Source organism: Micromonospora sp. NPDC000668, assembly GCF_042897975.1.
GTDB lineage: Bacteria > Actinomycetota > Actinomycetes > Mycobacteriales > Micromonosporaceae > Micromonospora.
This window is the reverse complement of sequence record NZ_JBIAYP010000002.1, coordinates 585,962-606,675: the sequence shown is the minus strand read 5'-3', so window position 1 is coordinate 606,675 and position 20,714 is coordinate 585,962. Positions and strand designations below refer to the sequence as shown.

General features: G+C 73.3%; 19 protein-coding genes. 8 read left to right on the top strand and 11 right to left on the bottom strand.

The window, feature by feature from the left end; genetic code table 11:
• The first annotated feature begins 38 nt into the window (after nucleotides 1–38).
• Together ACFY29_RS12300 and ACFY29_RS12295 are read left to right on the top strand one after the other, a co-directional pair.
• A complete protein-coding gene (locus ACFY29_RS12300) occupies nucleotides 39–2,591 on the top strand; it encodes a DUF4118 domain-containing protein (protein ID WP_386985452.1) in 2,553 nt (850 codons plus the stop codon).
• Nucleotides 2,588–3,268 carry a response regulator gene (locus tag ACFY29_RS12295; protein ID WP_328423012.1) on the top strand — a complete coding sequence of 227 codons (681 nt, stop codon included), beginning with the start codon at nucleotides 2,588–2,590 and terminating at the stop codon, nucleotides 3,266–3,268. Before ACFY29_RS12300 ends, ACFY29_RS12295 begins: the two co-directional genes overlap by 4 nt.
• Before the next feature lie 111 nt (nucleotides 3,269–3,379).
• On the opposite strand, the gene ACFY29_RS12290 is transcribed toward ACFY29_RS12295, so the two are convergent.
• Genes ACFY29_RS12290 through ACFY29_RS12280 form a run of 3 tightly spaced genes read right to left on the bottom strand, consistent with a single transcriptional unit; the run spans nucleotide 3,380 to nucleotide 4,853 of the window.
• The gene (locus ACFY29_RS12290; protein ID WP_386985450.1) at nucleotides 3,380–3,853 is read right to left on the bottom strand and encodes an SAV_915 family protein; all 474 of its coding nucleotides are present in this window, start codon (nucleotides 3,851–3,853) and stop codon (nucleotides 3,380–3,382) included.
• A 44-nt stretch (nucleotides 3,854–3,897) separates the two neighbouring features.
• Nucleotides 3,898–4,401, bottom strand: coding sequence for a universal stress protein (locus ACFY29_RS12285; RefSeq protein WP_328423018.1), 504 nt, complete (start codon nucleotides 4,399–4,401; stop codon nucleotides 3,898–3,900).
• Nucleotides 4,398–4,853, bottom strand: a complete 456-nt coding sequence (locus ACFY29_RS12280) for a hypothetical protein (RefSeq protein ID WP_328423020.1) — start codon at nucleotides 4,851–4,853, stop codon at nucleotides 4,398–4,400. The genes ACFY29_RS12285 and ACFY29_RS12280 overlap by 4 nt, the downstream gene beginning before the upstream one ends.
• Before the next feature lie 165 nt (nucleotides 4,854–5,018).
• On the opposite strand from ACFY29_RS12280, the gene ACFY29_RS12275 reads away from it, so the two are divergent.
• The gene (locus ACFY29_RS12275) at nucleotides 5,019–5,774 is read left to right on the top strand and encodes a dienelactone hydrolase family protein (RefSeq protein ID WP_386985447.1); all 756 of its coding nucleotides are present in this window, start codon (nucleotides 5,019–5,021) and stop codon (nucleotides 5,772–5,774) included.
• A 97-nt stretch (nucleotides 5,775–5,871) separates the two neighbouring features.
• On the opposite strand, the gene ACFY29_RS12270 is transcribed toward ACFY29_RS12275, so the two are convergent.
• The 8 genes from ACFY29_RS12270 to ACFY29_RS12235 all read right to left on the bottom strand — a co-directional run bounded on the left by ACFY29_RS12270 (nucleotide 5,872) and on the right by ACFY29_RS12235 (nucleotide 13,049).
• Entirely contained in the window at nucleotides 5,872–6,975 is a 1,104-nt protein-coding gene (locus ACFY29_RS12270; protein ID WP_386985445.1) for an L-dopachrome tautomerase-related protein, read from the bottom strand.
• Nucleotides 6,976–7,079: 104 nt separating this feature from the next.
• Entirely contained in the window at nucleotides 7,080–7,964 is an 885-nt protein-coding gene (locus tag ACFY29_RS12265) for an SMP-30/gluconolactonase/LRE family protein (RefSeq protein WP_386985443.1), read from the bottom strand.
• 45 nt (nucleotides 7,965–8,009) lie between these two features.
• Nucleotides 8,010–8,951, bottom strand: coding sequence for a sugar kinase (locus tag ACFY29_RS12260; RefSeq protein ID WP_355602147.1), 942 nt, complete (start codon nucleotides 8,949–8,951; stop codon nucleotides 8,010–8,012).
• On the bottom strand, nucleotides 8,948–9,568 hold the full coding sequence (locus ACFY29_RS12255; protein WP_328423030.1) for a bifunctional 4-hydroxy-2-oxoglutarate aldolase/2-dehydro-3-deoxy-phosphogluconate aldolase: 621 nt from the start codon (nucleotides 9,566–9,568) through the stop codon (nucleotides 8,948–8,950). Before ACFY29_RS12255 ends, ACFY29_RS12260 begins: the two co-directional genes overlap by 4 nt.
• 11 nt (nucleotides 9,569–9,579) lie before the next feature.
• Nucleotides 9,580–10,419: a hypothetical protein gene (locus ACFY29_RS12250; RefSeq protein WP_386985441.1), complete on the bottom strand. Its 840-nt coding sequence runs from the start codon at nucleotides 10,417–10,419 to the stop codon at nucleotides 9,580–9,582.
• Nucleotides 10,413–11,558, bottom strand: a complete 1,146-nt coding sequence (dgoD, locus tag ACFY29_RS12245) for a galactonate dehydratase (RefSeq protein WP_355602151.1) — start codon at nucleotides 11,556–11,558, stop codon at nucleotides 10,413–10,415. Before dgoD ends, ACFY29_RS12250 begins: the two co-directional genes overlap by 7 nt.
• Complete coding sequence (locus ACFY29_RS12240) at nucleotides 11,555–12,265, bottom strand: FadR/GntR family transcriptional regulator (protein WP_328423036.1); 711 nt, start codon at nucleotides 12,263–12,265, stop codon at nucleotides 11,555–11,557. The genes dgoD and ACFY29_RS12240 overlap by 4 nt, the downstream gene beginning before the upstream one ends.
• A gap of 37 nt (nucleotides 12,266–12,302) precedes the next feature.
• Entirely contained in the window at nucleotides 12,303–13,049 is a 747-nt protein-coding gene (locus ACFY29_RS12235) for an SDR family NAD(P)-dependent oxidoreductase (RefSeq protein WP_386985438.1), read from the bottom strand.
• A 159-nt stretch (nucleotides 13,050–13,208) separates the two neighbouring features.
• Between ACFY29_RS12235 and ACFY29_RS12230 the strand changes: the two genes are divergently transcribed.
• From ACFY29_RS12230 to ACFY29_RS12210, 5 genes are read left to right on the top strand one after another with little or no spacing between them, the layout of a single operon-like run.
• On the top strand, nucleotides 13,209–14,504 hold the full coding sequence (locus ACFY29_RS12230; RefSeq protein WP_386985436.1) for an ABC transporter substrate-binding protein: 1,296 nt from the start codon (nucleotides 13,209–13,211) through the stop codon (nucleotides 14,502–14,504).
• 1 nt (nucleotide 14,505) lies between these two features.
• Nucleotides 14,506–15,423 carry a sugar ABC transporter permease gene (locus ACFY29_RS12225; protein ID WP_328423042.1) on the top strand — a complete coding sequence of 306 codons (918 nt, stop codon included), beginning with the start codon at nucleotides 14,506–14,508 and terminating at the stop codon, nucleotides 15,421–15,423.
• Nucleotides 15,423–16,244 (top strand): carbohydrate ABC transporter permease, encoded by an 822-nt coding sequence (locus tag ACFY29_RS12220; protein WP_328423044.1) that lies wholly within the window; start codon nucleotides 15,423–15,425, stop codon nucleotides 16,242–16,244. Before ACFY29_RS12225 ends, ACFY29_RS12220 begins: the two co-directional genes overlap by 1 nt.
• Nucleotides 16,241–18,328 carry an alpha-galactosidase gene (locus ACFY29_RS12215; protein ID WP_386985434.1) on the top strand — a complete coding sequence of 696 codons (2,088 nt, stop codon included), beginning with the start codon at nucleotides 16,241–16,243 and terminating at the stop codon, nucleotides 18,326–18,328. The genes ACFY29_RS12220 and ACFY29_RS12215 overlap by 4 nt, the downstream gene beginning before the upstream one ends.
• Nucleotides 18,329–18,375: 47 nt before the next feature.
• Nucleotides 18,376–20,595, top strand: coding sequence for a glycoside hydrolase family 27 protein (locus ACFY29_RS12210; RefSeq protein WP_386985432.1), 2,220 nt, complete (start codon nucleotides 18,376–18,378; stop codon nucleotides 20,593–20,595).
• Nucleotides 20,596–20,714: the final 119 nt, after the last annotated feature.

The window sequence follows — 20,714 nt, the reverse complement described above, 5'->3', positions numbered from 1 at the left end:
TTCCCGCATCGGCGAACCCGACCAGGAAGGATGTTCCCGTGCCACGCGGAGAACTGCGCATCTATCTCGGGGCCGCCCCCGGCGTCGGCAAGACGTACGCCATGTTGGAGGAGGCCCAGCGGCGTGCCGCGCGCGGCACCGACGTGGTGATCGGCTTCGTGGAGACCCACGGCCGCCAGCACACCGCGGCCATGCTCGGTGACCTGGAGCAGGTCCCGCGCCGCACGATGGACTACCGGGGCGCCGAGTTCACCGAGATGGACCTGGACGCGGTGCTGGCCCGCCGGCCGGAGGTCGCGGTGGTCGACGAGCTGGCGCACACCAACGTGCCCGGCTCCCGGCACGACAAGCGCTGGCAGGACGTCCAGGAGCTGCTCGACGCGGGGATCGACGTGCTGTCCACGGTCAACGTGCAGCACCTGGAGTCGGTCAACGACGTGGTCGCGCAGATCACCGGCACCACCCAGCGGGAGACCGTGCCGGACGAGATCGTCCGTGCCGCCGAGCAGGTCGAGCTGGTCGACATGACCCCCGAGGCGCTGCGCCGGCGGATGGCGCACGGCAACATCTACCGACCCGACAAGATCGATGCCGCGCTGGGCAACTACTTCCGGGTCGGCAACCTCACCGCCCTGCGCGAGCTGGCGCTGCTCTGGCTGGCCGACAAGGTCGACGAACAGCTCGACCGGTACCGCAGCCAGCAGGGCATCGCCGCCACCTGGGAGGCCCGGGAGCGGGTCGTGGTGGCGCTTACCGGCGGCCCGGAGGGCGAGACACTGATCCGCCGGGCGGCGCGGGTCGCGGCCCGCAGCAAGGGCGCCGACCTGCTCGCCGTACACGTCTCCCGCAGCGACGGCCTGGCCGGCGCGGACCCGGCCCAACTGGCCCGCCAGCGGGTGCTGGTGGAGAGCCTCGGCGGCACCTACCACCAGGTGCTGGGCACCGACGTCCCCGCCGCGCTGCTGGACTTCGCCCGTGGCGTGAACGCCACCCAGTTGGTGCTCGGCGCCAGCCGGCGGGGCCGCTTCGCGCAGCTGTTCGCCAGGGGCGTCGGGGTGACCACCACCGCGCTCTCCGGCTCGATCGACGTGCACCTGGTCACCCACACCGAGGCCGGTAGGGGACGCCGGGCGGCGGCCGTGCCGGCGGCGTTGTCCCGGCGTCGCCGGTTGCTTGGCTTCGCCCTGGCCGTGGTCGGCGTACCACTGCTCACCCTGCTGCTGACGGTGCTGCCCGACCTGACGCTGACCAACGACATCCTGCTCTTCCTGGTGGCGGTGGTGGTGGTCGCCCTGGTCGGCGGGCTGTGGCCGGCCCTGGTCGCCGCGCTCGGCGGCTCGCTGCTGCTCAACTGGTTCTTCACCCCGCCGTACCGCACGCTGACCATCGCCGAGGCGGACAACCTGCTCGCCCTGGCCGTCTTCGTCAGCGTGGCGCTGGCGGTGAGCTGGATCGTCGACGTGGCCGCGCGGCGGACCCGGGAGGCCGCCCGTGCCGCCGCCGACGCGCAGACCCTCGCGGCCGTCGCCGGTGGCGTGCTGCGCGGTGAACGTCCGCTGCCCGCGCTGCTCGACCAGCTCCGGGAAACCTTCGGGCTGCGCGCGGTGAGCGTGCTGGAGCTGGCCGAGGAGGCCAGCGGTCGCCCGGAGCGAGCCCGCGAGGAGCACGCCTGGTGCGTGGTGGCCAGCGTCGGCGACCGTCCGGCCTGCACGCCCGACGAGGGCGAGACGGCGGTGCCGGTCGACGAGCGGATCACCGTCGTGCTCAGCGGCCGTCGGCTGGAGGCCGCCGACCGGCGGATCGTCGAGGCGTTCGCCGCCCAGGCCGCCGTCGCGCTGCGCCAGGAACGGCTGGCCGAGGAGGCGGCCACCGCCCGGCCCCTCGCCGCGGCGGACCGGATGCGGACCGCGCTGCTCGCAGCGGTGAGCCACGACCTGCGTACCCCGCTGGCCTCGGCGAAGGCCGCTGTGACCAGCCTGCGCAGCCAGGACATCGAGTTCGACGAGCAGGACCGCGAGGAGCTGCTGGAGACCGCCGAGGAGTCGCTGGACCGGCTCGCCCGGCTGGTCGGCAACCTGCTGGACATGAGTCGGCTCCAGGCCGGCGTCCTCGGCATCACGGCGACCGTGATCGGCCTGGAGGACGCCGTACCCCGGGCGCTGGACGAGCTCGGCCCGCCCGCCGCCGCCGTCGTGACCGACATCCCGGCCGACCTGCCCGCGGCCACCGCCGACCCCGGCCTGTTGGAACGGGTGCTGGTCAACGTCATCGCGAACGCGTTGCGGTACAGCCCGCCCGGGCAGCCGCCCACCATCACCGGGAGCGCGCACGCCGGCCAGGTGGAGCTGCGGATCATCGACCGGGGACCGGGAATTCCGGAGGAGCAGTGGGAGCACGTCTTCCTGCCGTTCCAGCGCCTCGGCGACCGGGACAACCAGACCGGAGTCGGCCTCGGGCTTGCCCTGTCCCGGGGCCTGGCCGAGGCGATGGGTGGCAGCATCACTCCTGAGACCACCCCTGGTGGTGGGCTCACCATGGTGCTGCGGCTGCCCGCCGCCGTACAGACCAGCTCGGAGGCTCCGCAGGAATGACGCGCATCCTGGTCGTCGACGACGAACCGCAGATCCTGCGCGCCCTGCGGATCAACCTGCGGGCCCGCCGTTACGACGTGGACGTCGCAGGGACCGGGGCGGCCGCGCTGAAAGCCGCCGCCAGCCACCCGCCCGACCTGGTGGTGCTCGACCTCGGCCTGCCCGACATCGACGGCGTCGAGGTGATTCGCGGCCTGCGCGGCTGGACCGCCGTGCCGATCATCGTGCTCTCCGGGCGGGCCGGCAGTGAGGACAAGGTCGCCGCGCTCGACGCCGGAGCGGACGACTACGTCACCAAGCCGTTCGGGGTGGAGGAGTTGCTGGCCCGCATCCGCGCGGTGACCCGGCGGCTCGGCGCGCCCAGCGAGGCGGTGCCCGCGCTGCGGATCGGCCAGCACACCGTCGACCTGGCCGACCACGCCGTGCGGCGGGACGACGGTACCGAGGTCAAGCTGACCCCCACCCAGTGGAGCGTGCTGGAGAAGCTGCTGCGCCACCCCGGCAAGCTGGTCAGTCAGCGCCAGCTCCTGCACGACGTGTGGGGGCCGGAGTACCAGAACGAGACCAACTACCTGCGGCAGTACCTGGCCCAGCTACGGCGCAAGCTGGAGGACGACCCGGCCCGCCCTCGGCATCTCATCACCGAGCCCGGGATGGGCTACCGCTACCGGCCGTGACCGGCAGCGTCCGACCGTGCGTGACGTCAGTCCGCGGCAACCCGTAGCCGCTCGATGCCGGCCGCACCGGATCGGACCACGATGGAGATCTCGACCGTGACGATCTGCGGATCAGGTTCGGGTGCGGATGACGACCGGCGTGGCACGACCGGCAGAACGGTGACCGGGGACAGCATCTGGAGAACTCCGCAGAGATGGGCCCGGGTCGACCGGGCGCTGGAAGGTGCCGACCGTGACCGCGACCGGGTCGGCCCCGGACCGCGGGCTGACGAGTGCGGCCGGAACCATGGCCGGCACGGTCGGCGCCGCCCGGTCGCCGAAGCTCGGGTCGAGCGGCGGCGCCACCAGCAGCGGGTCGACCTGGATCCGGTCGATCCCGAGCGGGCGCAGCATGCCGCGCAGAGCGGACTCGCAGAGCTCTTCCCACGCCTGATCCACGCCCATCGCGGCGACCAGCAGCTCGGGCCGGGTGAAGGCGATGCCCACCCGCTGACCCTGTGGTGACCGGCCGGTCCGTACCGTCCCCACCAGCCGTCCCGGCAGCTCCCGCACCGGAACGGCGTAGATTATCGGGGCCTCGTCCATGGTCGAGGTGGTCCTTTCTGTTCGCGCCGCCGCTCTGGCGGCGGTCATCTGCTGAAACGTTCGAGGTCGCGGGCGAAGCGGCGGATCGTCGCGGCCCGGGCCCAGGACGGCGCGGGCACCGCGACGACCGGCACGGCCGCCCGCGTCACGCAGTACCGGGTGACGTGACCGCGCGACCCGCCGAATCGGCCGCGTTCCGGGCTGCCGACGACGAGCAGGTCGGACTGCCGGTGTGCGTGGTCGACCAGCACCTGCCCGGCGTAGCCCTGCGTCACCACCATCCGCACGGGTACGTCGCGGGGCAGCCCACCCAGCGCCGCGTCGAAGACGCCCCGCAGGTAGGTCAGGGCCGCTCGGTCGCACTCGTCCTGCCAGCGCCAGGTCAGCGTGCCGGGCCGCCACGTCGGCGCGAAGACCCACGCCCGTACGGCGTCCAACTGCGCACCATCGCGGCGGGCCAGTTGCACCGCGCGGCGCAGCGCCTGCATCCCGGCGAACGACCGGTCGACGCCCACCACGATCCGGGGGGCGGGGCAAGGGCTGCTCATGCTGCGGGCACCGCCCACGCTGGGGCGTCCCGCATGACACGCGGGTCGGCCGGTGTGGTCAGGTCGAGCGCGCGGAGGATGAAGTGTGCGACCACGACCTCCACCCCGGCGCGACGTCGCAGGTCGGCCACGGCCCGGTGGAGCACGGTGATGCTGTCGGCGGAGAGCCGCACCACGGCGTCGACGTCGGCCGCGATCCACCACGCGGCGACCGCGCACGGCTCGTGCCGCAGATATTCCACCAGGTGACTGCCGGGCGCGGACGGGCCGAGCCGGACGCTGACCAGCGCCTCGTGCCGCCGATCGGGCCCGTCCGTCCCGTTCGCGGGAGGTTCCGCCGGCTCGTCGGGGTTGCCGTCAGGGGCCTGCGGTTCGCCGTCCCGGCCCGACGTCGTGTCGGTGCCGGGTGGCAGGTCTCCGCGTTCCCAGCGCGTCATCCGCCAAGGACTCATGGACCCATCGTCACCACCCGGCGACGGCGGATCGAGCGCCGATACGCCGTTCTGACGGACCACCGCCAATTCTTGACGCCCCGTTCACGCCGGTGCCGGCCGGCCCCGCTGACGCGGGGAGTAGCGTCCCGGACGGACCAACGGTTGGCGTACGAGGAGGATCGCGTGCAGACGACGACGGTGGACGTTCCGACCGGCGACGGGGTCGCCGACGCCTGCCTCACCAGGCCGGACGGGGACGGCCCGTTCCCGGCGGTGCTCCTCTTCCAGGACGCCTTCGGCCCGCGGCCCCGTCTGGTGGAGATGGCGGAGCGGATCGCCGCCCGGGGTTACCTCGTGCTGACACCCCACCTGTTCTACCGGGCCGGCCGGGCGCCGCTGTTCGACCTGTCCCGCCTCGGTGAGGCGGACCAGCGCGGCGCGATCTTCGAGAAGATCATGCCGCTGGTCGGTGCGTTGACCCCCGACGTGATCATCCGGGACACCGCCGCCTACCTCGACTTCCTGGCGGCCCGCGACGACGTCCGGCCGGGGCCGGTGGCGATCACCGGTTACTGCATGGGGGGCACCAACGCGCTGCGGGCGATCGAGGCGTACCCGGACCGGATCGCCGCAGCGGCGAGCTTCCACGGCGGGCGGATCGTCACCGACGCGCCGGACAGCCCGCACCTGGGCGTCGACTCGATCACCGGCGAGGTGTACTTCGGGCACGCCGACGCGGACCAGTCGATGACGCCCGAGCAGATCGCGACGCTGGAGAAGGCGCTCGACGCCGCCGGTGTGCGGTACCGCTCCGAGGTGTACGCGGGCGCGCGCCACGGCTACACCATGGCCGACACCCCGGCGTACGACGAGCAGGCCACCGAGCGGCACTGGGCCGCCCTGTTCGACCTGCTGGACCGGGCCCTGCCGGTCGGCTGAAGAAGCCCAGCGGGGTTGCGCACCGGGCCGGTCGTCAGCCGAAGCCGCCCGGCGCGTTTCGGTCGTTCCGGGGCCGGCCGGGTGTGCGCTCGGACGGTCAGCGGCGCAGCAGCACCGGCCCGGCGTCGATCCGGGTGCGGAACAGCGCGTACGGCCGGCGCCGCAGGTCCTGGCCCCGCTGGTACTGCGGCTGCCGGTGCAGCTGGTTGGCGGTCACGTACAGGTACCCGTCGGTGGCCACCGACATGGTGTCCGGCCAGAGCAGTCGCGGGTCGTGGACCACCGTCTCGTACTCGCCGTCCGGCCGCCGGCGCAGCACCGCGTTGTGTTCGTAGGAGGTGAGGTAGAGCCGCCCCGCGTCGTCGGACTCCAGCCCGTCCGACGCAGTGCCCTTGTCCCCTTCGTCGACCACCGTCGCCGCGACCGCCTCCTGGGTGACCGACGGGTCGGCCAACGCCTTGGCGGCCACGCTGTACCAACGGCGGGACGCCAGCGGGCAGTAGTGCAGCCGGGTGCCGTCAGCCGAGATGGCGATGCCGTCGGAGCCTGTCGACACCGGCTTCGGCGGCCCGTCCGCCGGCCGCTTCAGGAACGGCCGGCCCTCGACCACCGGCCGGAACGTCGTCAGCGGCTCCGCCTTCGTGGACGGGTGGTCGTGCAGCCGCCGCCAGGACGCCCCACTGGCCAGGTCCACCACGATGATCCCGTTCGGCCCGGCGGACGCCGAGTCGGTGATGTACGCGACCCCGGCCTCACCCCGCCGCAGGTCGAAGCGGACGTCGTTGAGGTACGTCGTCGGCAATGCCACCTCCGCCGGGAAGGTGATCACCTGAGCGACCGTGTCGGTGTCCAGGTCGACCCGGACCAGCTTCGGCCCGCCCGGCGTCGTCGGCTGGTACATCGGGCTGCCGGTGTCCAGCACCCAGAGCCGGTCGGCCGGGTCCACCACGATGCTCTGCACCGAGACGAACGCGCCGGCGTCGTTGTCGCCCGACGGGTCGTTCCACGACTGGTCGGGGTAGGGCACCTCCCGGCCGTCGCGCAGCTCGACGACGGTGGCCGGCACCTCGTCGCCCCACCGGGGGAAGTTGACGAAGATCCGGCCCCGGTGCGAGACGCTCGCCCCGGTCGGCATCGGGCCGGTGAAGGTGTGCACCAGCTCCAACTCGCCGAGCGGCTCGTCGCCGACCGGTCCGTTCATGATGCCCGCACCACGGTTCTCATCGTCTCGCCCCCAACCGGTTGGCCGGACCTCACGCCGGCCGTGGGTGGCTATTCCCGCCCCGGCGGCCGACATGCCTCCGGTCAGCTCGTGCCCGGCGCGGCGGCGAGCGCGGCGGGTAGGCCGGGGACCGGAACGTCCACGGCGAGCAGGGCGCCATCCACCGGTCCCGCCGACGTCAGCCCGTACCGGGCGGTGCCGACGAAGAGCCGGCGCAGGTCAGGGCCGCCCAGGCAGATGCCGGCCGGCTGGGTTGCCGGCAGCCGGATCTCCCGATCCAGCGTGCCGTCCGGCCGGTAGCGGCGCACTGCCGAGCCGCCCCAGAGCGCGACCCAGAGGTGGCCGGCCGCGTCGACGGTCATCCCGTCCGGGCCGCCCTCCCCGGCGGTCAGCCGCAGGAACGGCTCGCGCCCGTGCAGGGCCCCGGTGCGTGGGTCGACGGTGAACCGGTCGACCTCCCCGCGTGGCGAGTCGGCCAGATACATGGTGGTGCCGGTGGCGTCGAACGCCGGCCCGTTCGGCACGGTCAGCCCGGTCACGGCCGGCACCGGCGCCGCGCCCGGAGCCAGCCGGAACAGGGAGCCCGCACCGGGCACCCCGGCGTACGTCATGCTGCCGGCCCAGAACCGGCCGTGCGGGTCGGCGACCGCGTCGTTCATCCGGGCCGGCTCGGGACCGTCGCTGACCAGATCGGCGACCGTCCGGGTGTCGCCGGTGGCGGGCAGCAGGGCGACGCCGGTCCCGGCGGCGGCCAGCCAGTCGCCGGGACTGCCCGCGACTGGGGCGACCGCGCCCAGCGGGACGTCCAGCCGGCGCAGCTCCCGCAGTGGGCCCGGTCGGTCGCCGGCGGTCTCCAGCAGCCGCCCGGCCAGCAGGTCGACCAGGACCAGCCGATCGGCCACCCAGCGCAGCCCTTCGCCCAGCTCCAACCGGTCCGCGCTCCACACGGTCGGTTCGGTCAGCTCCATCTCGCTCCTTCGACGATCGGCGCGGCGGTCGGCCGCCCCCAGTGGTCAGCGCACGGTGCCGCCGGGCCCGTGGTCGAGCAGCGACAGCTCCGCACGGTCGGGCAGGCCCTCCCAGTCGCCCCGAGTGGCCACCGCGAACGCGCCGGTGGTGACCGCCCGGTCCAGCCGGGCCGGCGCGTCGGCGCCGTCCAGCCAGCCGGAGAGCAGCCCGGCCACGAAGGCGTCGCCGGCGCCGACGGTGTCCACCACCGGCACCGTCCGGGCGGGGCGGTGCACCGTGCCGAGCGCGCTGTGGCTGGTCGCCCCGCCGGCACCGTGCTTCACGACGACCTCGGCCACCCCGGCCGCCCGCAGCGCCGCGACCGGGTCGGCCGCATCGGTCAGCACGGCCAACTCGTCGTCGGAGGCGACCACCAGGTCGATCGAGGGCAGCAGCGGCCGCAGCGCGTCGGCGGCTGCGGCGACCGACCAGAGCCGGTGCCGGTGGTTGACGTCCAGGCAGACCGTGCTGCCCGCCGCACGGGCGAGGCGTACCGCCGCCACCACGGCCTGGTACGGCTCGGCGCCCAGCGCGCAGGTGATGCCGGTGACGTGCAGCAGCCGGGGCGGCGGCCCAGGCGGGTCGAAGGCGGGGGTGACGTCGGCCGGTCGCAGCCGGGAGCCGGCCGACCCGGTGCGGTGGTAGGTGACCCGGTTGATGTCGGCGACCCGGGATTCGAAGAGGATCAGCCCGGTGGCGGCCGCCGGGTCGACCCGGGACCAGGTCAGGTCGACGCCTTCGGCGCGTAGCGTGCGGCGAACCAGCTCACCGGGCTCGTCGGCGCCGGTGACCCCGACCCAGGCGGCCCGGTGGCCGAGCCGGGCCAGCCCGATCGCCACCGTCGACTCGGACCCGGCAACGGAGATTCCGGCGGTGCCGCCCAGCCGCAGCGGGCCGGTGGTGCGGAAGGCCGCCATCGTTTCGCCGAGGGTGAGCAGGTCGGTCACGGCCGGACCGCCGCGAGGAAGGCGGCGGCGCGCTCGCGCAGCGCCGCTGGGTCGCCGCCGCGGACGGCGTCGCCGAGCAGCGGGGAGCCGACGCCGACCGCGACCGCTCCCCGGTCGAGGTAGCGCCGCGCGCCGTCGGCGTCGACCCCGCCCACCGGTACGAACGCGGTACCGGGGAACGGGTCGCGCAGCGCGCCGAGGTAGTCGGGCCCGCCGAGGGAAGCCGGGAAGAGCTTGATGGCGGCGGCCCCGGCGCCGCTGGCCTGCACCACCTCGCTGGGGGTGAGCGCGCCGGCGAGCACCGGCAGCCCGAGTCGGCCGGCCTCGGCGAGGCTCGGTGCCAGCGCCGGGGTGACCAGGAAGCCGGCGCCGGCGTCAGCCGCCGCCCGGGTGTCCTCTGCGCTGAGCACGGTGCCCGCGCCCAGGGCGAAGTCGGGCCCGAGGGCGGCCCGGGCCCGCCGGATGGTGCCGAGCGCGTCGGCGCCGGTCAGCGAGACCTCGATCAGGGCGACGCCGCTCTCGGCCAGGGTGAGCACGGCGGTCAGTGCGGCGGCCGGGTCGGGGCCGCGCACGATGGCCAGCAGCCGGTGGGTACGCAACTCGTCGAGCAGGTTCATCGAGATCGTCCTCAGTGGAAGCGGTGGGCGGAGATGGTGAGCCGCCATGCGACCTCACCGGCGGGCGGGACGACCGCCGCGTCGGCCGGGCCGGCGTCGGTCAGGTCGAAGGCGGCGCCCAGCATCGGTTCGACTCCAATGCTGCGGTAGGGGGCGGCGGTTGGCCAACCGTTCAGGTTGCGCCAGAGCGCGGTGCTGCGGGGCTGGTCGGAGCACTCCAGCTCCAGGGTCAGCCGGTCGGCGCCGTCGGTCACCTGGACCCGGGGGCAGTCGAGCAGCACCGCGCCGAGCGCGGTGCCGTCGTCCGGGCCGAGGGTGTCCAGCGTCAACCCGGCCGGCGTCGGCCACGGCCCGGTCAGCCAGGGGCTGCCGGCGGGCCAGTCGCCCGGGGGAAGCAGCGCGGCGGCCTCCGGGTGCAGTCGGGTCAGAGTGCCGGCGGGCGCGTCGAGGCGGGCCTCGGGGGAGAGGTCGAGCAGGGCGTGCGCCGCCCAGACGAACCGGTGGCCGGGGTCGGCGGCCAGTCGGTAGTCGGCCACCACCACGCCGTCCTGGTCCGTGATCCGGCGGGTCAGGGTGAACGTCGGGCGTTCGATGACCAGGGTGTCGGGACCGGAGGCACGCCACGGCCGGGACCACACGTCGCCGTGGTCGGGCCGGCCGCGCACGGTGGGCAGGCACTCTTCCAGCCCGCCGGCGTCGACGAACGCGTCGCCGGGGCGTACCTCGTGCCGGCCGGGCTCCGGGCCGCGCCAGAGCCACTCCCGGCCGCCGCCGCGCAGGCTGGTCCATCGGCCGCCGCGCGCCGCGTCGTACGCCACCCGCAGCGGCACCGACGTCGCTCCGGTCACCACTCGGCGAACGACCCGTCGCGGTGCTGCCAGACCGGGTTGCGCCAGGCATGCGGGGTACGGGCGGCCTGGCGGACCGCCGCCTCGTCCACGGTGATGCCCAGCCCGGGCCGGTCGAGCCGGGCGATGTGCCCGTCCACGAACCGGAAGGGCTCCGGGTCGACGACGTAGTCCAACAGCTCGGAGCCGGCGTGGTAGTGGATGCCGATGCTCTGCTCCTGGATCAGGAAGTTCGGTGTCGCGAAGGCTACCTGGAGGCTGGCCGCCAGGGAGATCGGGCCGAGCGGGCAGTGCGGGGCGAGCAGCGCCCCGTACGTCTCGGCCAGCGCGGCGATCCGGCGGACCTCGGAGATCCCACCGGCGTGCGACAGGTCCGGCTGGACCACGGCGACCCCGGCCTGCAACGGGCCGAGGAACTCGGAGCGGCCGTAGAGCCGTTCGCCGGTGGCCACCGGGATCGGCGTGCCGGCGACGATGTCGCGCAGGTGGTGGGCCTGGTCGGGCAGGACCGGCTCCTCCACGAAGAACGGGCGCAGGGGTGCCAGCTCGGGCAGGATCCGGCGTACCGCGGCCAGCCCGGCGCGGCCGTGGAAGTCCAGCGCGATGTCCCGGTCGGCGCCGAGCACCTCCCGGGCGGCGGCGACCCGGCCGATCACCGCGTCCACCTCGGCGGAGGTGGGGATGGCGGAGAGCCGGCCGCAGGCGTTCATCTTGACCCCGGTGAAACCGGCGGCGACCTGCGCGGCGGCGGCGTCGGCGACCTCGTCGGGCTCGTCCCCGCCGATCCAGGAGTAGACCCGCACCCGGTCCCGGACGGCACCGCCGAGCAGTGCGTGCACCGGTGCCCCGTACGCCTGCCCGGCGATGTCCCAGAGTGCCTGGTCGAGGCCGGCGACGGCGCTGGAGAGGATCGGGCCGCCACGGTAGAAGCCGCCCTTGGTGAGGACCTGCCAGTGCTGCTCGATCCGCAGCGGATCCTCGCCGATCAGATATTCGGAGAGCACCTCGACCGCGCTGCGCACCACCTCGGCGCGCCCCTCGACCACCGGTTCACCCCACCCGACCAGCCCGTCGTCGGTCTCCACCCGGCAGAACAACCACCGTGGCGCGACCAGGAAGGTCTCGATCCGCTCGATCTTCACCGACTGCCCCTCTGTTTCCTTGCCTTTTCCACGTCCCGGACGGCCTTGTCCAGCAACTCACGCATGGCGGTCTCGGCCGCCGTCTCGTCCCGTGCGCGCAGCGCGTCGACCACCGCTCGGTGGCTGGGCACCGGGTCGTCGTGCGGGGCGCCGCCGTGCACCAGCCGGTCCCGCTCGGCGAGCCCGGTCTCCATCACCACCTCCATCCGCTCCAGCAGCTCGTTGTGGGTGGCGGCGAGCAGCGCGCGGTGGAAGGAAAGGTCGGCGGCGACGGCGGCGGCGGGGTCACCGTTGGCCTCGGCCATCTCGTCCAGCGCCCGGTCGAGAGCGGCCACGTCGTCCTCGGTGGCCCGACTGGCGGCCAGCCGGGCGGCGGCCGGTTCGATGATGGCGCGTACCTCGTGCAGCTTTTCGAGCAGGTGCTCGTCGGCGCCTTCGGCGAACTGCCAGCGGATCACGTCGCCGTCGAGCAGGTTCCAGTCCGCTCGCGGCCGGACGAACGTGCCGCGCTTCTGCCGGGCGTCGACGATGCCCTTGGCCGAGAGCACCTTCAGCGCCTCGCGCAGTGCCGTCAGGCTGACGTCGAACTCCTCCTGCAACGCGACGATGTTCAGGGTCGCCCCGGCGGCGATCTCACCGGTGAGGATGCGACGGGCGATGGCTTCGACGGTCTGCCCGTGGACGCCGCGGCGTGCGTACTGTGCCAATGCTCTCCTGGCCTTCTTGTTGGTCGGTGTCGATCTCTCAGGCCGAGGCTTTCACTGCGGTCCAGCCGCCGTCCACCACCAGGCTCGCGCCGGTGACGTAGGCGGCGTCCGGTGAGGCGAGGAAGGCAACTGTCGCGGCCACCTCGTCCGGCGTGCCGAACCGCTTCGCCACAGTCTCCGTGACGCTGCGCTGGCGGTCCTCTTCGGACACGTCGGCCCAGGCGCCGGTGAGGATCGGCCCGGGCAGCACGGTGTTGACCCGCACCTGTGGGCCGTACTCCACGGCGAGCTGGCGACCGAGCGCGACCAGGCCGCCCTTGGCCGCGGCGTACGCGGGCCGGCCGGGCAGCCCGACGAGAGCGTGCACCGAGGAGACCAGCACCACCGCGCCCGCACGCGACCGCAGGTCGTCGAGGCAGGCCCGGACGCCGAGGAAGGAGCCGGTGAGGCTGACCCCGATCTGGTGGTCCCAGGACTGCCTGCTGGTCTCGTGCGCCGGCGCGACCTGCACCGCGTACGCGTTGCTGACCAGGATGTCCACCGGCCCGAGGCCGCCCCGTACCGCCGCCACGGCGGCCGTCCAGTCGGCCTCCTCGCTGACGTCGCCCACTACGGACAGTGCTCGCCCGCCCTGGGCGGTCAGCTCCTCGGCCAGCGGGGCCGGATCGCGCACGTCGAGCAGCGCGACCGCCGCTCCCTCGGCGACGAGCCGGCGTGCGGTGGCCGCACCGATGCCGCCCATCGCGCCGGTGACCAGCGCGTTCCTGCCTTCAAGCCGGCGCATAGGCTGATCCACCTGACCTCGCCTCGGATCTCATCTAATCATTAATTACGAAGATATCTTGACAGCCGACGAGTGCCGATGCAACCTTCTGGTCACACACATTCACATGGACGACACATCGCGCCGTGACGCTACGTGTCGTAGAGGAAGGACACCCTCGTGAGCGACTTCGACCCCGGTCGCCGGCGATTCCTTGGTCACCTCGGGCTCGCCGGCCTGGGCGCACTCGGCGCCAGCTCGTTCCTCAGCGCGTGCGCCAGCTCGGCCAGCGGGCCGACGACGGGCAACGGATCCGGCGCGGTCACCATTCAGTCCAATCTCTCCTCGCCGCAGGCCAAGGCGGCGATGGAGAAGCTGATCGCGAACTTCAACGCGCAGGGCAAGGGCACGGCGAGCCTCAACACGATCGCCTCGGAGACCTTCCGGACCCAGCTGCCCACCTACCTGACCTCGGCCAACCCGCCGGACCTCTACACCTGGTACGCGGGCTCGGTCGCCAACGACTACGCCAGCCGCAACCTGCTGCTGGACGTCTCCGACGTCTGGAAGTCGCTGGGCGACTACCCCCAGTCGCTGCGCACCCTCTCCACCGACGCCAGCGGCAAGCAGGTCTTCGTGCCGATGAACAACTACTGGTGGGGTTTCTTCTACCGCAAGTCCAACTTCGCCAAGTGGGGCGTGCAGGAGCCGAAGACCTGGACCGAGTTCCTGGCGCTGTGCGAGACGCTGAAGGGCAAGGGCATCCCGCCGATCGGCATCGGTCTCGGCGACACCCCGTGGGTGGCCTCGGCCTGGTTCGACTACCTCAACATCCGGATCAACGGCGCGCCGTTCCACCGTGAGTTGCTCGCCGGCAAGCAGCGCTTCGACGACCCCAAGGTCAAGGCGGTCTTCACCCGCTGGCGCGAGGCCCTGCCCTACTTCGACCCCAAGGGCAAGGCGTACCCGTTCCAGGAGGCGACGACCGCTCTGCTGGCCGGCAAGACCGGCATGTTCCTGATCGGCACCTTCTTCGCCGACGCGGCGCCGAAGGACGCCCTCGGCGACCTGGACTTCTTCCGGTTCCCGATCATCGACCCGGCGGTGCCGGTGGCCGAGGAGGCCCCGACCGACGGCTTCTTCGCCAGCGCGAAGACCGCCAACCCGACCGGCACCAAGGCCCTGCTCGGCTACCTGTCCTCGGTCGAGGCGCAGGAGGCGTACGTCAAGGCCAGCTCGGGCATCGTGCTGCCGGCCAACCCCAGGGCCAAGGCGGCCGACTCGCCGTTGGTGGCCAAGGGCAAGGCGATGCTCGACGACGCCAAGGAGCTGACCCAGTTCTTCAACCGCGACTCCAGCGACGCGCTCCAGCCGACCGCGGACACCGCGCTGACCAAGTTCATGGACAAGCCGGACCAGATCGACGCGATCCTGCGGGAGTGGCAGACCAGCGCCGAGAAGGTCTTCAAGGGCTGACGTGACAGCAACGATCTCCACGACTCCGGTCACCCCCACCCGGCGGCGGCGACGGTCGGCCCGACTGTCGCCGCTGCTGGTGGCGTTCGTCCTGGTGCCGTTCGCGGTCGAGAGCGTCTGGGTCTTCTGGCCAGCGTTGCAGGGCTTCTGGTTCTCCCTCACCCGCTGGGACGGCATGTCGCCGCCCACGTTCGTCGGCGTTGACAACTACGTCGAGTTGGCCGGCGACGCCACCTTCCGGGGCGCGCTGCTCAACACGGTGATCTGGCTGGTCCTCTTCGGTGGCCTCTCCGTGCTCGGCGGCTTCGGCATGGCGCTGGTCCTGCAACGGGAACGGCGCGGAGTCGGCTTCTACCGGGCCGCCCTGTTCACCCCGGTCGTCTTCTCCCTGGTGGTTACCGCGCTGGTCTGGCGGGTCTTCTACCAGCCCGACGGTGTGGCCGACACGCTGCTGCGGGCCGTGGGCCTGGAGCAACTGATCCGGCCGTGGCTCGCCGATCCGCAGACCGCGCTGTACGCGGTGATCCTGCCCGCCCTGTGGCGGCAGATCGGCTACGTCATGGTGCTGTACCTGGCCGGGCTGAAAGCGATCGACCCGGCGCTGCACGAGGCCGCCCGGATGGATGGCGCCAGCTCCTGGCAGCGGCTACGACACGTCACCATTCCCCAGCTCCGTGGGGTCAACGCCGTGGTGCTCTCGGTCATCGTGATCGACTCGCTGCGCTCGTTCGACATCGTCTGGTCACTCACCAAGGGCGGGCCGTACCACTCGTCGGAGCTGCTCAGCACCTACATGTACTCGACCGCGTTCCAGAGCCTGCGGCTCGGCTACGCCTCCGCGATCGCCGTGGTGATCTTCGTGCTGGCGCTGGCGGTCATCCTCGGCTACCTGGTCCGCGCGTTCCGGGAGGAAGCGTGATGAACAAGCTCCGCACCGGGGCCTTCCACACCGGAATGATCCTGCTCTCGCTGCTGTGGCTGGGACCGGTGATCTGGGTCGTGGTGATGTCGACCCGATCGTTCGACGACATCGCCGCGCACGGGGTCGGCAGCCTGCCGCGCTCGTTCACCCTGGACACCTATCGGCAGGCGTGGACCGACGGCGGTGAGCTGCGGGCTCTGATCAACAGCATGCTGGTCACGGTCCCGTCGGTGGCGCTGAGCCTGGCCCTGGCCGCGATGGCCGCGTTCGCCCTCAGCCGCTTCCGGATCCCCGGCCGGCGGACCATCCTGCTGCTGATGCTCGCCGGCAACCTGCTGCCACCACAGATCCTGCTCATCCCGGTGGCCAAGTTCAGCGAGCTGACCGGCCTGTACGACACGCTCTGGGCGTTGATCGCGGTGCAGGTCGGCTTTGGCCTCGGCTTCTACACCTTCGTCCTGCACGGCTTCATGCGTGAGCTGCCGGGCGAGATCCAGGAGGCGGCCACGATCGACGGCGCCGGGCCGGCGCAGATCTTCACCAAGGTGATGCTGCCGCTGACCCGGCCCGCGCTCGCCGCCCTCGGCGCGCTCTCCTTCACCTGGATCTTCAACGACCTGCTCTGGGCGATCACCGTGCTGCGTACCGACGACAACATGCCGGTCACCCCCGCGCTGCTCGGCCTCCAGGGGCAGTTCGTGTCCTCCTGGAACGTCATCGCCGCAGGCACGGTCATTGCGGCCGTGCCCACGGTCGCGGTCTTCCTGCGCTTCCAGCGGCACTTCGTCTCCGGTCTGGCGCTCGGGGCGGTCAAGTGAGCACCCCGGCCGGGCGGCGCTGGACGCTGCGCGGCGCGCACACCGAGTACACCGTCACCGTGCCGGCGCACGGCCGGTGGCTGGAGCTGGTCGCGTGGGGCCCGCACGGGGTCTCCGACGGGCCGTCGCCGGTCGCCTACGACGGCCCGGTGCCGTTCCTCACCGCCGGAGATGCCGCCCCGATCGAGTACGCCACCGACGCCGACCGGCCGTTCACCGGTGCGGACCTGGTGGTGGAGACCTCCGCGGGGCAGCGCCGGGTGGGCTTCGATCACACCGACGTACGGGCCGACGCCGACCAGCGGGAGCTGGCGGTCGGGTTCGCCGACCCGGTCACCGGGCTGCGCGCGACCGTGCACTACCGGGTGCCCACCGGCACCGACGTGGTGCAGCGGTGGGTCGAGCTGACCAACGGCGGCATGGGTCCGCTGCGGGTGGTCCGGGCCGGATCGGCCGGGTTCTGCGTACCGACCCCGCACGGCGCGTTGCTCAGCCACCAGTGGGGGCAGTGGGCGCAGGAGTTCCAGCTTTCCCACGTCGAGCTGGGCCACGGCACGTTCACCATCGGCAGTGCCCAGGGCGTGCCCGGGCACCTGCACGTGCCCTGGCTGGCCGTCCGGGACACGGCCGAGCCGGCCGGCCCGGCCTGGGGGGTGGCGCTGGCCTGGACCGGCTCGTGGGAGATCAGCGCCGATCGGGACACCGGCGGCCTGACCCGCGTCCGGGCCGGCCGTCAGCTGGTCGACGGCCCGCTGGAGTTGGCCCCTGGTGACCGGCTGACCCTGCCGGTGGTCACCGGGGCGTACAGCCCGGACGGCCTGGATGGACTGGCCCGGGTCTGGCACACCCACCAGCGGCTGCTCGCCGGGGAGCGGCTCACCCCACGTCCGGTGCTCTACAACTCCTGGGAGGCCACCTACTTCGCGGTCGAGGCGGAGAGCCAGTTGGCGCTCGCCAGGATCGCCGCCGAGTTGGGCGTGGAGACGTTCGTGGTGGACGACGGCTGGTTCGTCGGCCGCGACGACGACACCGCCGGCCTGGGTGACTGGACGCCCGACCTGGCGAAGTTCCCGGCCGGGTTCGACGCGTTCATCGCCGACGTCCGCGCGCTCGGGCTGAACTTCGGGCTCTGGGTCGAGCCGGAGTGCGTCAACCCACGATCCACGCTCTACGCCGAGCACCCGGAGTGGGTCTACGCCGTCGACGGCCGGCCGCTCACCCCGGTACGCAACCAGTACCTGCTCGACCTGGGCCGGCCGGAGGTCGCCGAGTTCGTGCACTCCACCGTGGACGGTCTGCTCCGCCGGTACGACATCGACTACCTGAAGTGGGACTTCAACCGCCCGCGTACCGAGCCGGGGCGGCCGGACGGGGTCGGCGCGCTCGACCTGGACGGCGCGCACGTGGCCAACCTGCACCGGATCTACGAGCGGCTGCGCCGGGACCACCCCGGCGTGCTGATCGAGGCGTGCGCCGGCGGGGGCGCGCGGACCGACCTGGCGATGGCCGCCCGGGCCGACGTCTTCTGGCCCAGCGACAACACCGGCCCGCTCGACCGACTGGCCATCCAGTACGGCTTCCTGCACGCCAACGCCCCGCACCTGCTCAGTTCCTGGGTCACCGACGCGCCCGGCCTGTTCGACCCGCGCCCGCGCTCACTGGCGTTCCGGTTCGTGCTCGCGATGGCCGGCGTGCTCGGCATCGGCGCGGACATCCGGGCCTGGACGCCGGCACAGCGGGCCGAGGCGGCCGGCTGGATCGCCCGGTACAAGGAGATCCGGGACGTCGTCACGTACGGCGAGGTGCACCTGATCGGAGGCCCCCACCAGGCCCGCTGCGCGGTGCAGTACACCGCGCCGGACGAGCGCCGGGTGGTCGTGCTGGCCTGGCACACCGGCCGGCTGGACGGTGCAGGCCTGCTCCCGTCCCGCCCGGTCCGGTTGCCGCTGCACGGCCTGGATCCGGCCGCCCGTTACCGGCACGGCGATCGGCACTACTCCGGCAGCCATCTCAGCGCGGTCGGCTTGCCGGTGCACTGGGGCCCGACCCACGACGCCGACCTCATCGTGCTGCACCGCGACTGAGGCCGGAGCACCACCGCACCCCACCCCCGAGGGACAGGAGTACCCCCATGCGCCTGATCCGACCGCTGACCGCCGCCCTGGCCGTGTTCGGCCTGGGCCTGGTCGGCCCGCTGCCGGCCATGGCCGGCCCACCGCACACCGCTCCACCACCGGCCGGCGGCCACGGCGGGCCGGGCCGACCCGGTCACGCCCCGGCCGCCACCGGCGCTGAGGACCAGGGTGCGCCGGCCTTCTTCAACAGTGGGCTCGCGCCGACGCCGTACCAGGGCTGGAACACCTACTTCGGTCTCGGTGGCGATCCCACCGAGGCCGAGGTCCGGTCGGTCACTGATTTCATGGTCAGCAGCGGCCTGCGGGACGCCGGCTACACGTACGTCTGGATCGACGGCAACTGGGCCGCGCCCACCCCGCGTGACGAGGCCGGCCGGCTGGTCGCCGACCCGGCCCGGTTCCCCGGCGGGATGGCCGGGCTGGCCGCGTACATCCACAGCAAGGGGATGAAGGCCGGCATCTACACCGACGCCGGGCCGTACCTGCCGGGGCAGTGTGGGCTGGGCAGCAACGGCCACTACCGGGCCGACGTGGCCCAGTTCGCCGGCTGGGGCTTCGACGCTCTCAAGGCCGACTGGCTCTGCGGCCGGGCCGCGGGCCTGGACCCGGAGACCACCTTCCGCGAGCTCGCCGAGGCGGTACGCCAGTCGCCCCGGCCGATGCTGCTCAACATCTGCAACCCGGTCAGCTCCGACTGGGGCGGCGGGCCGTACACCCCGGAACAGCTCTCCACCTGGAGCTACACCTACGCGCCCACCATCGCCGACTCCTGGCGGACCTACACCGACGTGGGGCTCACCGATCCGACCCCGCAGTGGGCCTTCCCCTGGGTGCTGCGCAACATGGACGTCAACGCGTACCACCCGGCGGCCACCGGGCCGGGGCACTACAACGACCCGGACTACCTGCTGCCGATGCGCCCGCTGCCCGGCGGCGGGTACGAGCTGAGCCTGGAGGAGTCCAAGACGCAGCTCGGCATGTGGTCCATCATGGCCGCCCCGCTGGTGATCGGCTCCGACCCGCGCGGCCTGCCCACCGAGATGATTTCGGCGCTGACCAACCCGGAGATCATCGCGGTGAACCAGGACCCGTTGGTCCGGCAGGGCATCAAGGTCGCCGACACCGGGGTCGACGCGCAGGTCTGGAGCAAGGTGCTCACCGGCTCGGGCCGGCGGGCGGTCGCCCTGCTCAACCGGCACGACACCGCGCAGACGATCACGGTGAACTTCGCCGATGTCGCACTCGGCGGGTCGGTCACGATCCGCGACCTGTGGTCCCGTGCCACCGTCGATGCCGCGCCGGGCACCGCCGGCGTTCAGCCGTTCACCGGCTCGTACACCGTCGAGGTCCCGGCGCACGGGGTGGCCATGCTCGGCCTGACCGGCACCGACCAGGTCGCCGGCGCCAGCCTCGGCGGCACCGCCAGCGCCAGCCCGGCGCTGGTCCGGGTGGACGACACGCACGCCACCGCCTTCGTTCGCAACGGGCAGGGCGCGCTGGCGGTGAACACCCGCTCCGGCGCGACGTGGGGCACCGGCTGGACGTCACTCGGCGGCCCGGTCGGTGGCCGGATCCTCGGCCAGCCGGCGGCGTACGCCTCACCGGGTGGCCGGCTCGACGTCTTCGTCCGGGGCACCGACAACGCTGCCTGGCAGCGGAGTTACGTCGCCGGGAAGTGGGGGCCGTGGCGCAGCCTCGGTGGCACGCTGACCGACGGACCCACGGTGGCCTGGACCAGCCCGACCGAGTGGACGCTCGTCGTCCGCGGCGCCGACGGCAAGCTCTGGTCGCGGACCCCGAGCACCGGCTGGACCGGGATCGGCGCGCCCGAGGACCGGCCGTTCTACGGGCGGCCGAGTGCGGTCGTCGATGACGCCGGCGTGCTGCACGTGGCGGTCCGCAGCCGGACCGACGAGGTGTGGTGGCGCAGCCGGACCGGCACCACCTGGTCGGCCTGGACCAGCGTGGGCGGCACCACCAGCGGCAGCCCGACCCTGCTCGCCACCGCCGGCCGGGTCTACCTGTTCGCGTTGGCAGCCGACAACCGGCTCTGGCAGCGCAACCTGGTCGACGGGGCGTGGGGCGGCTGGTTCCGCCGTGGCGAGTTCGCCACCGACGCCTTCCGGGGCGCACCGGGTGCCGCCGCCGGTGCCAATGGCAGCGCCTGGCTGGCGGTACGCGGCGTGGACGACCGGGTGCACCAGCTCGTCCTCTGATCCACGGTGGCGGGGGGCCCGCCCGGCGGCCCCCCCCCCCCCCCCCCCCCGGGGGGGGGGGGGGGTGACCCCCCCCGGGGGGGGGGGGCCCCCCCCCCGGGGGGGGCGGCCCCCCCCGG